Annotated in this window: 13 protein-coding genes, 1 other RNA gene and 1 pseudogene; 7 read left to right on the top strand and 8 right to left on the bottom strand. The window is 71.9% G+C overall.

The features are described 5' to 3' along the window. The first annotated feature begins 46 nt into the window (after window positions 1–46). Both rnpB and ACFYNU_RS27530 read left to right on the top strand, forming a co-directional pair. Window positions 47–448: RNase P RNA component class A (gene rnpB / locus ACFYNU_RS27535), an RNA gene on the top strand. 136 nt (window positions 449–584) lie between these two features. After that, window positions 585–809, top strand: coding sequence for a hypothetical protein (locus tag ACFYNU_RS27530; protein ID WP_356594200.1), 225 nt, complete (start codon window positions 585–587; stop codon window positions 807–809). Window positions 810–822: 13 nt separating this feature from the next. Here the strand turns inward: ACFYNU_RS27530 and ACFYNU_RS27525 are convergent, their stop codons facing one another. The 3 genes from ACFYNU_RS27525 to ACFYNU_RS27515 form a co-directional block, all read right to left on the bottom strand. After that, window positions 823–1,173, bottom strand: a complete 351-nt coding sequence (locus tag ACFYNU_RS27525; protein ID WP_069626692.1) for a hypothetical protein — start codon at window positions 1,171–1,173, stop codon at window positions 823–825. Between the two features lie 78 nt (window positions 1,174–1,251). Continuing rightward, window positions 1,252–2,142: a PhzF family phenazine biosynthesis isomerase gene (locus tag ACFYNU_RS27520; RefSeq protein ID WP_356594198.1), complete on the bottom strand. Its 891-nt coding sequence runs from the start codon at window positions 2,140–2,142 to the stop codon at window positions 1,252–1,254. A gap of 137 nt (window positions 2,143–2,279) precedes the next feature. After that, complete coding sequence (locus ACFYNU_RS27515) at window positions 2,280–3,038, bottom strand: SDR family oxidoreductase (RefSeq protein WP_356594196.1); 759 nt, start codon at window positions 3,036–3,038, stop codon at window positions 2,280–2,282. A 180-nt stretch (window positions 3,039–3,218) separates the two neighbouring features. On the opposite strand from ACFYNU_RS27515, the gene ACFYNU_RS27510 reads away from it, so the two are divergent. Further along, entirely contained in the window at window positions 3,219–4,868 is a 1,650-nt protein-coding gene (locus ACFYNU_RS27510) for an alkaline phosphatase D family protein (protein ID WP_356594194.1), read from the top strand. 42 nt (window positions 4,869–4,910) lie between these two features. Here the strand turns inward: ACFYNU_RS27510 and ACFYNU_RS27505 are convergent, their stop codons facing one another. Beyond that, window positions 4,911–5,921 (bottom strand): Gfo/Idh/MocA family oxidoreductase, encoded by a 1,011-nt coding sequence (locus ACFYNU_RS27505; RefSeq protein WP_356594192.1) that lies wholly within the window; start codon window positions 5,919–5,921, stop codon window positions 4,911–4,913. A gap of 83 nt (window positions 5,922–6,004) precedes the next feature. On the opposite strand from ACFYNU_RS27505, the gene ACFYNU_RS27500 reads away from it, so the two are divergent. Further along, window positions 6,005–7,324: a Bcr/CflA family multidrug efflux MFS transporter gene (locus ACFYNU_RS27500; protein WP_356594239.1), complete on the top strand. Its 1,320-nt coding sequence runs from the start codon at window positions 6,005–6,007 to the stop codon at window positions 7,322–7,324. 43 nt (window positions 7,325–7,367) lie between these two features. On the opposite strand, the gene ACFYNU_RS27495 is transcribed toward ACFYNU_RS27500, so the two are convergent. Further along, window positions 7,368–8,684 carry a hypothetical protein gene (locus ACFYNU_RS27495; RefSeq protein WP_356594190.1) on the bottom strand — a complete coding sequence of 439 codons (1,317 nt, stop codon included), beginning with the start codon at window positions 8,682–8,684 and terminating at the stop codon, window positions 7,368–7,370. Window positions 8,685–8,898: 214 nt separating this feature from the next. Between ACFYNU_RS27495 and ACFYNU_RS27490 the strand changes: the two genes are divergently transcribed. Further along, window positions 8,899–9,933, top strand: coding sequence for a small ribosomal subunit Rsm22 family protein (locus ACFYNU_RS27490; protein WP_356594188.1), 1,035 nt, complete (start codon window positions 8,899–8,901; stop codon window positions 9,931–9,933). Between the two features lie 153 nt (window positions 9,934–10,086). Here the strand turns inward: ACFYNU_RS27490 and ddaH are convergent. Continuing rightward, a pseudogene (gene ddaH, locus ACFYNU_RS27485) lies at window positions 10,087–10,896 on the bottom strand (dimethylargininase); the annotation flags it as partial. Window positions 10,897–11,090: 194 nt separating this feature from the next. Here ddaH and ACFYNU_RS27480 point away from each other — a divergent pair. Then, window positions 11,091–11,768, top strand: a complete 678-nt coding sequence (locus ACFYNU_RS27480; protein ID WP_356594186.1) for a TetR/AcrR family transcriptional regulator — start codon at window positions 11,091–11,093, stop codon at window positions 11,766–11,768. A 264-nt stretch (window positions 11,769–12,032) separates the two neighbouring features. Then, entirely contained in the window at window positions 12,033–12,785 is a 753-nt protein-coding gene (locus tag ACFYNU_RS27475) for a bifunctional DNA primase/polymerase (RefSeq protein WP_356594184.1), read from the top strand. Between the two features lie 68 nt (window positions 12,786–12,853). On the opposite strand, the gene ACFYNU_RS27470 is transcribed toward ACFYNU_RS27475, so the two are convergent. Then, window positions 12,854–13,843, bottom strand: coding sequence for a hypothetical protein (locus tag ACFYNU_RS27470; RefSeq protein ID WP_356594182.1), 990 nt, complete (start codon window positions 13,841–13,843; stop codon window positions 12,854–12,856). Then, entirely contained in the window at window positions 13,840–14,760 is a 921-nt protein-coding gene (locus tag ACFYNU_RS27465; protein ID WP_356594180.1) for a heme ABC transporter ATP-binding protein, read from the bottom strand. The genes ACFYNU_RS27470 and ACFYNU_RS27465 overlap by 4 nt, the downstream gene beginning before the upstream one ends. Window positions 14,761–14,841: the final 81 nt, after the last annotated feature.

Below are 14,841 nucleotides of genomic sequence, written 5' to 3'. Positions count from 1 at the left end.
GGACCGCCCCGCCCGTTCGGCCGGGTACCATGACGATCACGGCAGACGAGCCGGGCGGACGGCCGCGTGAGGATCTTCTGATCCTCCCGAGGAACGTCCGGACTCCACAGGGCAAGGTGGTGGGTAACGCCCACCCGGGGTGACCCGCGGGACAGTGCCACAGAAAACAGACCGCCGGGGACCTCGGTCTCCGGTAAGGGTGAAACGGTGGTGTAAGAGACCACCAGCGCCTGAGGTGACTCAGGCGGCTAGGTAAACCCCACTTGGAGCAAGGTCAAGAGGGGCCCTCGCGAGAGGGCCCTGCGCGGACGTTCGAGGGCTGCCCGCCCGAGTCCGCGGGTAGACCGCAGGAGGCCGACGGCAACGTCGGTCCTAGATGGATGGCCGTCTCCCCGGCCGCCGCGAGGCGACCGGGCGACAGAATCCGGCGTAGAGCCCGACTCGTCTGCCGCCACCCCCCTGGGCCCCGACCTTCACGTGCCAGGCGCGCCCCCGACCCGGCCCGCCCGGGGTCTCCACCCGGCCCCGGTCCCCGCCCCGAAAATGGCGTGACCCCGGTCGGCGGGACCCGTGAGGATGGGGGGATGACCCCACCCACCGGCTTCGGTTACGAGCGGCACGCCGACGGCAGTGTCGTCATCACGCGTCGGGGGCGGGTGGCGAGCACCCTGCGTGGGGCGCGGGCCGAGAAGTTTCTGGATCAGGTCGCGGGCGGGGACGCGCAGTTGGTGATGGCGCGGTGGACCGGGGCGTACAAGTTCGGGAACGAGCGGACGGCCCGTGACCACCCCAGGAACCGGCGGCGCTGACGGGCCGTCCCGGTCACAGCTCCTCGGCGCGCAGCGCCAGGTCCTGGAGGATGTCCGCCGACGAGACGTCGGGGCCGCCCGCGTCGTGCACGCGGGCCAGGGTGACGAAGGCGAGCGTGAACGCGCCCACGAGCTGTTCCACCGCGCCGCCGACCTCGCGGCCGAGCAGGGTGCTGAGTTCCTCAGGGGTCGCGTCGGCCGGTACCTCCACGCGCGGCATCGTCTCGTTGAGCAGTTCGGTCACGACGCCCATCTCGGCGTCCATGTCCTGTTCCTGGCCGGTGTCCTCCTCAAGTCGGCGCTGCCAGTCACCGGCCTGCGTCAGGATGCCGATCACGCGCTTCAGGACCTCGCTCTGCTCCATGCCGTGAGCATAGGCGGGCGAGATGGGGCCTGTCGGTAGCAGCGCGAGCCGGAGGAGTGAGACGTGGCGGGCCGGGACCTACGCCGCGGGGATCGGCGCGCCCGCGCCCGACACCCGTACGCGCGCGTCGCCCGTCCGCAGCTCCACCGTCAGGGTGCCCGGCCGCCCCATGTCCGCGCCCTGGTGGAGCGTGAGCACGGACTGCGCCGGGACGAGGCCGAGTTCACGGGCGTACGCCCCGAACGCCGCCGCCGCGGCGCCCGTCGCCGGGTCCTCCACCACGCCGCCCACCGGGAACGGGTCGCGTACGTGGAAGACGTCCGCCGATTCGCGCCACACCAGTTGGACCGTGGTCAGGTCCAGCCGGTGCATCAGGGCTTCGAGGCGGGCGAAGTCGTAACTCAGGTCCGCCAGCCGGGCGCGCGTCGCCGCGCCGATGACGAGGTGGCGGGCGCCGGCGTACGCGATACGCGGCGGCAGCGCCGGGTCGATATCGCCGGCCGGCCAGCCGAGCGCGGCCAGCGCCTCCGTGAGGTCGGCCGCCGTGACGTCCTCGACGTGCGGCTCGACGCTCGTGAGCGTCGCCCGCAGATCGCCGGACGCCGTGGCCGCGACCGTCACCGGTACCGTCCCGGCGCGGGTCTCGAAGACCAGGTCGCCCGCCCCGATCCGCTCCGCCAGCGCCACGGCCGTGGCGACGGTGGCGTGGCCGCAGAACGGGACCTCCGCCTTCGGGCTGAAGTACCTGATGGTGAACGCCCGCCCCGGCTCACCCACGCCCCGCGGCGCGGCCGTCAGGAACGCGGACTCGCTGTAGCCGAGGTCGGCGGCGATCGCGAGCATCGCGTCGTCCGTCAGCCCGGACGCGTCGAGGACGACGCCGGCCGGGTTGCCGCCGGCGGGATCGGTCGAGAAGGCCGTGTAGCGGAGGACTTCGCCGGTCAGCGTGGGGTCAGCAGGTGCGCTCATGCGGGTGCCAACGACCGTGGGCGGGGTAGTCATTCCCGCCCACGGACCTCGGGCGCCCGGCCCGTTCAGCCCCGTCCACGGAACCCGGGCGCCCGGTCCTTTCAGCCCCGCCCACGGACCCCGGGCGCCCGGTCCTTTCAGCCCCGCCCGACGAACGGCATCGTCGTCGCCAGCACCGTCGCGAACTGGATGTTCGCCTCCAGCGGCAGCTCCGCCATGTGCAGCACCGTCTTCGCCACATCCGCCGCGTCCATCACCGGCTCCACCGCCAGTTCGCCGTTCGCCTGCGGCACCCCGCGCCGCATGCGCTGCGTCATGTCCGTCGCCGCGTTGCCGATGTCGATCTGACCGCAGGCGATCCGGTACGGACGGCCGTCCAGGGAGAGCGACTTGGTGAGTCCGGTCAGGGCGTGCTTCGTCGCCGTGTACGCCACCGAGTCCGGGCGCGGCGCGTGCGCGGAGATCGAACCGTTGTTGATGATCCGGCCGCCCTGCGGGTCCTGTTCCTTCATCAGCCGGTACGCCGCCTGCGCGCACAGGAACGAGCCCGTCAGATTGGTGTCGACGACCTTGCGCCACGCCGAGTAGGGCAGATCCTCCAGCGGTACGCCGCCGGGGCCGAACGTGCCCGCGTTGTTGAAGAGGAAGTCGATCCGGCCGAACCCCTCCCGTACCGTCTCGAAGAGCGCGTCCACGTCCTCCGGCCGCCCCACGTCCGTCGGCACGCACACGGTCCGCGCGCCGGAGTCCGCCAGCGCCGCCGTCTGCGCCAGGCGCTCCGCCTTCCGTCCCGCGAGCACCACCGACCAGCCCGCCCCGGCCAGGGCGAGCGAGACGCCCCGTCCGATCCCCGAACCCGCTCCCGTCACCACAGCGATCTTCTCCACAGCAGTCATGGGCCCGCAGCGTACGGGAGACGGCGAGCCGGGACCCGGTCCGCCGGCGCGGTGGCATATAACGAGCGCACGGGGAACTCATCAGGCGGACATCCCGATGTTGTGTACCCGACAACGATCGGTCGTCGCGTCCGGCTGCACTTCCTTTGACAACAGTCGTCAGGGGAGGGGCACACCAACATGACACCCGTGCAGACGAGTTCACGCGCCACCACGCACTCGCCCGAACTCAGGGCCGCCGCCGCGCACCTCGGCCGTCGCCGTTTTCTCACCGTCACCGGAGCCGCCGCCGCGCTCGCCTTCGCCGTCAACCTGCCGACGGCGGGCACCGCGAGCGCCGCCGAGCTGGACGCCGCGAAGATCAAGAGCGACCCCTTCACCCTCGGTGTCGGCTCGGGCGACCCGGCGCCCGCCTCCGTACTGCTGTGGACCCGCCTCGCACCGAGCCCGTACCAGAGCGACAGCGGTCTGCCCCGTGCCCGGGTCTCCGTACGCTGGGAGATCTCCCACGACGAGCGGTTCACCCGGATCGTCAGACGCGGCACCGCCACCGCCCACCCGGAGTTCGACCACAGCGTCCACGTCGAGGTCCCCGGCCTGGACGCGGACCGCTTCTACTTCTACCGCTTCCGCGCCGGCAAGTGGATCAGCCCGGTCGGCCGCACCCGCACCGCCCCCGCCCGTACGGCGAACATCGGGGAGCTCAAGCTCGCCGCCGTCTCCTGCCAGGCGTACCACGACGGCTACTTCACCGCGTACAAGCACCTGGCCGCCGAAGACCTGGACGTCGTCATCCACCTCGGCGACTACCTCTACGAGTACGCCGTGACGGCGGTCGGCGGCGCCCGCAACTACACCGACCGGCGGCTGCCCGCGCACTACAACCGCGAGACGATCACGCTGGAGGACTACCGGCTGCGCTACGGCCTGTACAAGTCCGACCCGGATCTGATGGCCGCGCACGCCGCGCACCCCTTCATCGTCACGTGGGACGACCACGAGACCGAGAACAACTACGCCGGCGAGACGCCGGAGAACGACGTGCCGCCGGAGGAGTTCCTGCTCCGGCGGGCCGCCGCGTACCGCGCGTACTGGGAGAACCAGCCGCTGCGCGCCCCGCAGCAGCCCGAGGGACCCGACATGCAGCTCTACCGCCGGGTGCACTTCGGGCGCCTCGCGCAGTTCGACATCCTCGACACCCGCCAGTACCGCTCCAACCAGGCGTACGGCGACGGCTGGCAGGTCCCGGGCCCCGAGTCCGAGGACCCCACGCGCACCATGACCGGTGAGACGCAGGAGCGCTGGCTGCTGAACGGCTGGAAGCAGTCCCGCGCCATCTGGAACCTGCTGCCGCAGCAGGTCACCTTCGCCCAGCGCCGCGACGTGCCCCGGCCGGACTTCAAGCTGTCGATGGACGGCTGGGACGGCTACCCGGCCTCCCGCAAGCGGATCCTGGACGGCGCGGACGCGGCCGGCCTGGCCAACCTGATGGTGCTGACCGGTGACGTGCACGTCGGCTACGGCTTCGACCTGAAGGCCGACTTCAACGACCCGGCCTCCCGCACCGTCGGCACCGAGATCGTCGCCACCTCCATCGCCAGCGGGAAGGACGGCGCGGACAAGCCGGCGAACTGGGACAACCTGACCACCGCGAACCCGCACATGAAGTTCTACAACGGGCGGCGCGGCTATGTGACCGTCACGCTCGGCACGGAGCAGGCGCGCGCCGACTTCAAGACGGTGTCCGCCGTCACGACGCCCGGCGCGCCGCTGTCGACGGCCGGGTCGTTCGTGACCGAGGCGGGCGACCCGGGCCTCAAGCCCGCCTGAGGCAAAGCGAGTTGACGTACCGCCTGGCGAGTTGACGTACCGTCAGGCGATCTCGTCCACCGGATAGCGGACGCCGACGCGTTCACGTACCGCGTCGAGCGTCCGCATCACCGCCAGGCTGCCGTCCAGCGGCACCAGCGGCGACTCCTTCTCCCCGGCCCGCAGACACCGCATCACCTCGGCCGCCTCGTGCTGCATGCCCCGCAACGGGCTCTCCACCGTGTGCTGTTCGGGATCCCGCCCGTCCCGGTGAAGCACGAAGGCGTCCGGCGCGAAGAAGCCGCTCGGCAGCTCGATCCGGCCCGCCGTGCCGGTCACCGTCGCCGTCGACGGCGTCCCCGCGGTCACCGAGCAGCTGAGCAGGGCGGTCGCCCCGGACTCCCAGCCCAGCAGCATCCCCGTGTTGAGATCCACGCCCTCGGGCGACAGCAGCGCGTCCGCCTGTACGCGGTCGGGCTCGCCCAGGATCAGCTGTGCGAACGACACCGGGTAGACCCCGAGGTCCAGCAGCGCGCCGCCGCCGAGCGCGGGATCGCGCAGCCGGTGCTCGGGGGCGAAGGGGCCCTGGAGGCCGAAGTCGGCCTGCACCGTGCGGACTTCACCGATCGCCCCGTCCGCGATCAGCTCGGTCATCCGCCGCACGACCGGACTGGTGTACATCCACATGGCCTCCATCAGGAACAGCTCCCGCTCGGCCGCGAGCGCCACCAGCTCACCGGCCTCGCGCGCGTTCAGCGTGAACGCCTTCTCGCACAACACCGGTTTGCCCGCTTCGAGGGCGAGCCCCGCCGCGGCGCGGTGCGCGGAGTGCGGGGTGGCTACGTACACGATGTCGACGTCCGGATCGGCGACGAGCCCGGCCCAGTCGCCGTACGCCCGGGGGATGCCGAACCGGTCGGCGAACGCCTTCGCCGACGTCTCGCCGCGCGAGGCCACGGCGACCACCTCGGCGCCCGCCATGGCCTGTACGTCCCCGGTGAACGTCGCCGCGATCCCGCCCGTGGCCAGTACGCCCCACCGCGTCGTGCCGTCACCGTCATGCGCCGCCGTCATATATGCCCCTTACACAAAAAACGTCACGACCAGTCGGCCTGAGCTGAGAGCATAGGGAGGGTTTCAACTACATGGAGATGCGAATGCCGGACGGCGGCCAGACCACACACGTACGTAAGGGACATATACCCACCCCATCCACCGTGACGGAGACCGACACCGGCGTCGGCATCCCCGCCGCGCGACGCGCGGGCATCGTCGTCACCCTCGTCCTCGGCGGGCTCACCGCGCTGCCGCCGCTGTCGATGGACATGTACCTCCCGGCGCTGCCCGCCGTCACCCGAGCCCTCGGCTCGTCGGCCGCCACCGCGCAACTCACCCTCACCGCCTGTCTGACGGGCATGGCGCTGGGCCAGCTCGTCGTGGGGCCGATGAGCGACAAGTGGGGGCGGCGCAAGCCCCTGCTGCTCGGCATGGTCGTGTACGTCTTCGCCACCGCGATCTGCGCCCTGGCCCCCACTGTCGAACTCCTCATCGGCTTCCGGCTCCTCCAGGGGCTCGCCGGGGCGGCGGGCATCGTGATCGCCCGCGCCGTGGTGCGTGATCTGTACGACGGCGTCGAGATGGCCCGCTTCTTCTCCACGCTGATGCTGATCTCCGGCGTCGCGCCGGTCATCGCCCCGGTCATCGGTGGCCAGGTGCTCCAATTCACCGACTGGCGCGGCATCTTCGTCGTCCTGACCGGTGTCGGTATCGCGCTGACCCTCGTCGTCGTGAAGTGGCTGCACGAGACACTGCCGAGTGACAAGCGCCACAGCGGCGGGGTCGGCGAAGCGCTCGGCACGATGCGCGGGCTGCTCGCCGACCGTGTGTTCACCGGCTACATGCTGGCGGGCGGGCTCGCCTTCGCGGCCCTGTTCGCGTACATCGCGGCGTCGCCGTTCGTGGTGCAGGAGATCTACGGCGCCTCGCCGCAGATGTACAGCCTGCTGTTCGGCATCAACTCCATCGGCCTGATCACCGTCGGGCAGATCAACGGCCGGCTGCTGGTCGGCCGGGTCAGCATGGACAAGGTGCTGGCCTTCGGCCTCGTCGTCATCACGCTCGCCGGGCTGGCACTGCTGCTGATGACGACCGGCGTGTTCGGCGAGCCGGGCCTCTTCCCCGTCGCGGCCGGGCTGTTCGTCCTGATGTCGGCGATGGGCCTCGCGATGCCCAACACCAACGCGCAGGCCCTCATGCGGACCCCCCACGCCGCCGGATCGGCCTCGGCCCTCATCGGTACGGCGTCCTTCCTGATCGGCGCCGTCGCCTCCCCGCTCGTCGGGATCGCGGGCGAGGCCACGGCGGTGCCGATGGCCGTCGTTCAGACGGTGTGCGGAGCCGGGGCGCTGCTCTGCTTCCTGACGCTGTGCCGCCCCTGGCAGTCACAGCACCGGGCGGCCCAGCCGACCGGCACCTGAGCGGCGAGCGCGCGGGCCGGAGCCTCGGGCCGACCCCGCGTGCTCAGTTCTCGGCGCGTTGGACGTAGGCGATCAGGCGCTGTCGGTCGGCGCGGTCCGTCCAGCGGAACAGGCCCACTCCGTTCGCGTCCCCGCTCGGCAGGCGCACGTTCAGTGCCAGCGGTTCGGGCTCGCCGGTGGCCAGGTTCACCTGGACCGGGTTGCCGCCGCCGGCCAGGGCGTCGGTCACGGTACGGGCGCTCGTCGCCCCGTACGCCATACCCGTGTCCGCCACCGACGTCAGCGTCAGCGGCCTGGTGCCGTCCGCCTCCTCGAAGCAGAATCCGGTCTTCTCGTCCAGGTCGAAGGCGAGCCTGCCGGCGATGAGATAGCGGCCGTCGGGGGAGGAGACGAGCTGCGGCTGGGCGGCGGGGTTGATCGCGGGCTTACGGCACCGCACCTGGGCCACCTCCTTGCCGGTGTCCAGGGAGTGCACCACCCACAGGTCGTGCGTGGCCGCGTCCTTGGCGCCCTTCTTCTTCTGCCACTTGGCGAGCACATGGCCCGCCGACACGGACGTCGGCACCCCCGACCTGGGCTCGGTGCCCTTCGGCGCGACCTTCCGGCTGAACCAGCCGCCCCGTACCCAGAACTCCTTCGCCCCGCTCACCAGCAGACCGTTCGCGGTCACCCCGCGCACCTCGGTCAGCTTCTTGCAGTTCGGGCAGTCCTTCGGATAGCCGAGCGAGCCGGGCGCCGTCCTGGACACCTCACCGGTCGCCGGGTCGACGACCGCGCTGACCGCCTTGCCGTCGCTGATCAGAATGCCGGGGCCGGTGCTGCTGACGGTCGGCGCCTCCGCCCAGGGGACCTCGACCCGCCGCTGCTCGCCGGTGGCCGCGTCGTACACGTCGAGGGAGACGAGGGAGTCGGCTGCCGCCAGCGCGTACTCGCCGAGCCGCCCGAACGACCAGGTCACGAAGTACTGCCGGTCGCCCTTGGTCACCGAGAGCAGCCGGGGGTACCGGTCCACCGGCGCCAGGGGCCGCCACGCCTCGCCCCACCAACCGGCCTTGCCGGTCTCGGCGTTCATGGTGCGCAGTTGGTACCGGCTGTCGTCGGTCCGGGCCAGATACGCGACGAGACCCGTGGCGGACGCGACCGCGTACTGCGGTGACACGTCCTGGATCTCCCAGCCACGACGGGTGTCATAACCCTCGGGGACGTTCAGCCGTGTCTCGGGACCCGTGGCGACCACCGGTTTCCGGGGCTTCGCGTCATCCTTCCGGGTCCCGCCGCAACTGGCGAGTACGAGCAGCATCACCAGGATGAACACCCCGGCGACGAGGGTGATGCGCACGATCTTCTGCCGCTTGGTCATCAAGGACATCGGCGTCAGACCGCGGGCACGGTAGAACGACAACTTGGTCTCCCCGCGAGCACGGTATGGCGATGGGGCGGCAACGGGCGTCAGCGTAGCAACAGAGCCTGTGCCCGCCGCAGTCCGTTCAGCCCCGATTCCATGCCCGTCACATGCCCGCAGCGCGCGCGACGGGCGGATTCCGGCCACCCGGCGGGCGCCTACACTTTCGGCGGTGAACGCCTCCCTCCCCACCACCGAAGCCCTGCGCGCCGCGCTGGCCGGACTGCTCGACGGACTGCCGCCGAGCCAGGCCGCCCAGGCCGTCGAACGGCTGATCGCCAACTACCGGGGAACCACACCGACCGGTACGCCGCTGCTGCGTGACCGCTCCGACGTCGCCGCCTACGCCGCGTACCGGATGCCGGCCACCTTCGAGGCCGTACGCTCCGCGCTCGACGCGCTCGCCGAGGCCGCGCCGCAGTGGGCGCCGGGCAGCCACGTGGACATGGGCGGGGGGACGGGGGCGGCGGTCTGGGCGGCCGAGGCGATCTGGCCGGGCGGCGGGGACGACGGGGGGCGGACCACGAGCGTGCTGGACTGGGCCGAGCCCGCGCTCGCCCTCGGCCGTGAGCTGGCCGCCGGATCGGGGCTGCCCGCGCTGCGGGGCGCCGAGTGGCGCCGGACCAGGATCGGTACGGGGCTGAAGCTCCCCGAGTGCGACCTCGTCACCGTCAGCTACGTCCTGAACGAACTCAGCCCCGCCGACCGCACCGCCCTCGTCGCTGAGGCGGCACGTGCCGGACAGGCCGTCGTGATCGTCGAGCCGGGGACGCCCGACGGCTACGAGCGCGTCATCGAGGCCCGCGACCTGCTGATCGGGGCGGGCCTGCGGGTGGCCGCACCGTGCCCGCACAGCGGCGCCTGCCCCATCGAACCCGGCACGGACTGGTGCCACTTCGCCGCCCGCGTCAGCCGGTCGTCGCTGCACCGGCAGGTGAAGGGCGGCTCGCTGGCGTACGAGGACGAGAAGTTCAGCTATGTGGCGGCCGGGCGCTTCGACGCGGAGCCGGTACGGGCGCGGGTGACCCGCAAGCCGCAGACCCGCAAGGGGCAGATGCTGCTCGACCTCTGTACGGAGGGAGACGGGTTGCGGCGCGAGACGGTGAGCAAGCGGCACGGGCCGTTGTACCGGGCCGCGCGTGACGCGTCGTGGGGCGACGGCTGGCCGCCCCACGACACATCGGGTGACGTGCCGGAATCAGGCTGAGACCGGGGCCGAGGGTGGCGGCGGGACCGAGGTCGAAGCCGGAGCCGGAGCGGGGACCGAGGCCGGGGCCGCGACGGGGGCCGAGGCCGGAGCTGCGACCGGGGCCGAGGCCGCGAGCAGCAACTCCCGCCGTACGTCCAGCTCTTGCTCCTGCCGCAGCTCCTGCGTGCAGCACTTCACACTGCCACCGCCCTTGAGCAGCTCGCCCAGATCCATGGCGATCGGCTCGTAACCCCGGTCCCTGAGCGGGGCGAAGAGGCCCGCCGCCGCCTGCGGCAGCAGCACATGGCGGCCGTCGCTCACGGCGTTGAGCCCGAGCGCCGCCGCGTCCGGCTCCCCGGCGATGAGCGCGTCCGGGAAGAGCCGGGCGAGGACGGCGCGGCTGCCGGGCGAGAACGCGCCCGGGTAGTACATGACCTCGTCGGCCGCGTCGTCCAGGACACAGAGCGCCGTGTCCAGGTGGTAGTAGCGCGGATCGACCAGATCGAGTCCGATCACGGGGCGGCCGAAGAACTCCTGTGCCTCGTCGTGGGAGAGCGGACTGGACCGGAAGCCCCGTCCGGCCAGGATGTACGAGGCGGTGACGGCGAAGTCGCCCTCGCCCTCGTTGATGTGCGCCGGCTCGTGGATGTCGGTGAAGCCACGTGCGCGGAACCAGGCCAGATGCGCCTCGGCCTCCCGCGTACGCTCCGGGTGCGCGAACCGCGCGCCGAGCACGCGGCCGTCGATGACGGTGGCGCCGTTGGCCGCGTACACCATGTCGGGCAGGTCGGGTCGGGGTTCGAGCAGGGAGACGGTGTGCCCGAGAGCGCGGTAGCGGTCGCGGAGCACCTCCCACTGGGTGAGAGCCAGCTTCAGGTCCACGGGTTTCGACGGATCCATCCACGGGTTGATCGAGTACGTCACTTTGAAATGCGCCGGTGGGCACATCAGGTAGCGGCGGGGCGAGGCGTCACGAGGCAACGAGGGCTCCTCACGGACGAACGGGTCGCACGGGGTGTGTGCGTGAACCCAATGGTCCGTCCTCGGGAGCCGTTCGCACAGTGATCCGATCGGGTGGTTCGCAGAACGGCATCGGATGGACATCGTCGCGTCATCCGCGCCGGGAACGGGGTGCGGCGAGACGATGCGTCTCGCCGCGCTGGTACTCTGCCGAAATGGCTGAAAGCAAGGCACCGGACTCCACCCGCCGCAGCGAGAAGTCACGCCGCGCCATCTACGCCGCCGCCCTGTCCCTGGTCGGGGAGGCCGGTTACGCGAAGACCACGATCGAGGGCATCGCCGCCCGCGCGGGCGTCGGCAAGCAGACGATCTACCGCTGGTGGCCGTCCAAGGCCGCCGTGCTCCTCGAAGCCTTCCTCGACCTGGGCGAACAGGCCGCCGAGGCGGCCGGCGGGGACGAGGCCGCGTACGAGATCCCGGACACCGGCGATCTCGCGGCCGACCTCAAGCTCGTGCTGCGCGCCACCGTCGACGAGCTGAACGACCCCACGTTCGAGGCGCCGACCAGGGCGCTCGCCGCCGAGGGCATCGTGGACGCGAAGATCGGCGCCGAGTACGCGGAGAAGCTGCTGGAGCCGCAGGCCGCGCTCTACGTACGGAGGCTGCGGGCCGCGCAGGAGGCCGGGGACGTACGGGACGACATCGACCCGCGTACCGCGATGGAACTGCTGACCGGCCCGATCGTGCACCGCTGGCTGCTGCGGACGCTGCCGCTCACGCACGCGTACGCGGACTCGCTGGTCGACTACGCGCTGAACGGGTTGGCCCCCAGGCCGCCGGAGCGGTCGGAGTCCACGGAGCGGCCGGGTCCGCCCGGTCCGTCGGGTTCCTGAGTGGGTGACGCGGCACTGAGTGCCGCGGCGGGACACGGATGCGGCACTGCCCGGATCCGGCCCGCGTCCCGGCCGGCGAATGTGTCGAACACCACCGGCGCCCATCGCCCGCATCGGTGGTCTTTGTCGCGATATAGCCCGTGATGAAGCCCGGTGATCGGCATCCGCCTCGCTACCCCGGTTGGGGAGTGCGGCCCCCCGAAGCGCAGGATGGTGCGAACATGGAAGAGTCCGAGAGGGCCGATGCATGAGGTGAGGGGATAGATGGGCGACGATTTCGGCCGCTACCGCGGCACTGAGGGCAGGGTTTCCCAGTGGCTGCGCCGACTCGCCAGAAAGTCCGACGACGGCCGGGAAGCCGCACCGGACGCCGACGCCCGACTGGCACTGCTCCTCGCGGTGGCCGCCGCCGGTATGCCCGTCTCACCCGCCGCGCACCCCATCGGCTACCGATGTTCGTGCGAACGCATCGGCTGCCCCACCCCCGCCAGGCATCCCATCTCCTTCGCCTGGCAGACGCAGTCCACCACCGACGAGGCACAGATCGAGCGCTGGGCCAGGAACCAGCCCGAGGCCAACTTCATCACGGCGACCGGTCTGGTCCACGACGTCCTCGACGTCCCGCTGGAGGCCGGCGGCAGGGCGCTGGAGCGGCTGCTCGGCGCGGGGATCGACGTCGGCCCGGTGGCCGACTCCGGCGGCGACCGGATGCTCTTCTTCACCGCCACTCGCGGCACGCCCGAGGACGAGGACGAGTGGTGGCCCTGTGAACTGGACTGCCATCCCGAGACGATGGACGAGCACCCGGGCTTCCGCTGGCACTGCCGGGGCAGTTACGTCCTGGTCCCGCCGGCCAGACTGCCCGGCGACCTGTCGATGACCTGGCTGCGCGGCCCCGAGCATCCGCTGCCCGACCCGCTGACGCTGCTGGAGTCGCTGACCGACGCGTGCGCGCGGTACGCGGGCGAGAACCACGAGCTGGACCCGCACCCGGTGGCCTGGCCGCTGGGCCGCTGACCGCACGGGGCGTCGCGTGACGCGTACGACGCCCCGGGGGCGGCAAGTCCCCTGTCTGCGGGGGGTGTTCAGGAGCCTTCGGCCCCGATCACCCCTTGCAGTCTGCTCAGCACGTTCACCTGGTCGGCGTCCGCCCCGTCCGGCTCCAGCAGCGCCGCCTGGCTCGACACCCACTCCTTGGTGAGGGTGTTCGTCACCTCACCGGTCATCAGCGCCTTCACGTCGTCGCTCACCTTCGGCGTGTAGCCGGCGGCGGCCGTCTGCCGTTCGAAGTACTTGATCGCGAAGAAGACGAGCGCGCCGCCGTCCTTCGTGGCGAGGGCGAGAGGCGCGAACTCCCCGTCCTTCAGGGGCTGATCGCTGTACTGGATGGTGAGACCGGGCAGCTTGGCGTTCTTCGCGCGGATGTCCCGCCACTCGTCGGTGTGCGGTCCGCGCGCGAAGTGTGCCGGCTTGCCGTCCTTCAGATACGAGGTGTACTCGGCGCTCACGTCCCCGGGAGCCACCGCCGGTGACTCGCTGTCCGCCGGCGCCGGTACGGCGTAGCCGTCCTTGTCGGTCTCGAACTCGGGGATCTCGTCCGGTGTGAGGATCGCGAGATAGGCGACCTCCCACAGCTGATCGGCGCCGCCCCGCACGAAGACCAGGACCCAGCGGGTGTCGCCGGGACCGTCGTCCTCGTCGCGGTTGCTGTCGGTGTCGGCGACGAACCAGCGCGGCCAGCCGGCCTTCTTGGGGATGAGGAACTTCGCGTCGGTCAACTCCAGCGGCTGGTGCCGGGAGTTGCCGTCCGGGTTCGTGATGCCCCTGGCCTTGAGCCCGGCCTGGTTGATCGCGCCCAGCGCGCCGGTGACCCGGCCGGCGTCCAACTCCGGGTCGTACGCCTTGTCCGCCTTGTTGTACGCCTCGGTGAAATCCGCGAGGGCCTGGGCCGCCTCGGACTTCTTCGCGCCCGGCAGCACCGCCAGTTCGCCGTGGACCGTCATACACCCACTCGCGACCAGCGACATCACCGTCACCAACGCCAGCCCCGCCGCTGCCCGAATCGGCCTTCTCATCGGTCGCCTTCTGCTCCGTGTCCCCCACTGACCGTCCGAACCCTACCGGTCCGCATCGGGATCACGAGCGGGGTCCCGGTGCGCGGGTGCGGGAAGACCTCGACGGGCTGCCGGTAGACGCGGCTGAGCAGTTCGTCGCCGAACACCTCGGCCGGCGGACCGTCCGCCACGACCCGTCCCGCGTGCAGGACGGCGGCCCGGTCGGCGTGCGCCGCGGCCAGTCCGAGATCGTGCAGCACGACGACGACGGCGTCACCGGCCGCGGCGCGCGCCCGGCAGACGCGCAGCACCAACTCCTGGTGGCGCAGGTCGAGTGCGGCGGTCGGTTCGTCCAGGAGGAGCAGCGGGGCGCGCTGGGCGAGGACCCGGGCGAGCGCGACGCGGGCGCGTTCGCCGCCGGACAGGGCGGAGAAGGGGCGGCGGGCGAATTCGGTGACCTCGGTCGCCGCCATCGCCCCGGCCACGGCCGCGTCGTCCTCGTCCGCCGCCGCCGTGCCCGCCCAGGGGGCGCGGCCCATCGCCACGACCTCCTCGACCGGGAACGGGAAGGAGAGCGTGGCGGCCTGCGGCAACACGGCGCGGCGCAGGGCGAGTTCGGGTGCGGTCCAGTCGTGGGCGGGGCGGTCGCCGATCCGTACCAGACCGTCGGTGCCGGCGGCGTCCAGGTCGGCGGCGAGCGCGGCGAGGAGCGTCGACTTGCCGGCCCCGTTGGGCCCGACGAGCGCCAGGACCTCACCGGCGCGTACGACGAGATCCACCCCGCCGTCCGCGCCGCCGAGAACATGTCGCTGCCCGAGGCGTACCCGCAGGTCCCGCGCCTCGGCGACGACCTCCCCGTGGGCGACGGGGACGGGCAACTGCCGCGCGCGTACGGCGAACAGGCTCCGCAGCGCCCTTGTGCCGGTGCCGCTTCTCATGCCCAACCTCCCTGCCCACGCCGCGTCCTGCGCAGCAACCAACTGTGCTTTCCCGGGGGACAACCCCCGGACCCCCGGCCG

This window comes from Streptomyces sp. NPDC006643, from assembly GCF_042870175.1.
Lineage (GTDB): Bacteria > Actinomycetota > Actinomycetes > Streptomycetales > Streptomycetaceae > Streptomyces.
Note: the sequence above shows the minus strand (reverse complement) of the source record. Positions and strands in the feature narration are given on the sequence as shown.

Coding starts and splice junctions, on each gene's coding strand:
- ACFYNU_RS27470 (WP_356594182.1), bottom strand. CDS start 13,843: ATGAGAAGGCCGATTCGGGCAGCGGCGGGGCTGGCGTTGGTGACGGTG.
- ACFYNU_RS27525 (WP_069626692.1), bottom strand. CDS start 1,173: ATGGAGCAGAGCGAGGTCCTGAAGCGCGTGATCGGCATCCTGACGCAG.
- ACFYNU_RS27515 (WP_356594196.1), bottom strand. CDS start 3,038: ATGACTGCTGTGGAGAAGATCGCTGTGGTGACGGGAGCGGGTTCGGGG.
- ACFYNU_RS27520 (WP_356594198.1), bottom strand. CDS start 2,142: ATGAGCGCACCTGCTGACCCCACGCTGACCGGCGAAGTCCTCCGCTAC.
- ACFYNU_RS27500 (WP_356594239.1), top strand. CDS start 6,005: ATGCCGGACGGCGGCCAGACCACACACGTACGTAAGGGACATATACCC.
- ACFYNU_RS27495 (WP_356594190.1), bottom strand. CDS start 8,684: ATGACCAAGCGGCAGAAGATCGTGCGCATCACCCTCGTCGCCGGGGTG.
- ACFYNU_RS27475 (WP_356594184.1), top strand. CDS start 12,033: ATGGGCGACGATTTCGGCCGCTACCGCGGCACTGAGGGCAGGGTTTCC.
- ACFYNU_RS27480 (WP_356594186.1), top strand. CDS start 11,091: ATGGCTGAAAGCAAGGCACCGGACTCCACCCGCCGCAGCGAGAAGTCA.
- ACFYNU_RS27510 (WP_356594194.1), top strand. CDS start 3,219: ATGACACCCGTGCAGACGAGTTCACGCGCCACCACGCACTCGCCCGAA.
- ACFYNU_RS27530 (WP_356594200.1), top strand. CDS start 585: ATGACCCCACCCACCGGCTTCGGTTACGAGCGGCACGCCGACGGCAGT.
- ACFYNU_RS27465 (WP_356594180.1), bottom strand. CDS start 14,760: ATGAGAAGCGGCACCGGCACAAGGGCGCTGCGGAGCCTGTTCGCCGTA.
- ACFYNU_RS27505 (WP_356594192.1), bottom strand. CDS start 5,921: ATGACGGCGGCGCATGACGGTGACGGCACGACGCGGTGGGGCGTACTG.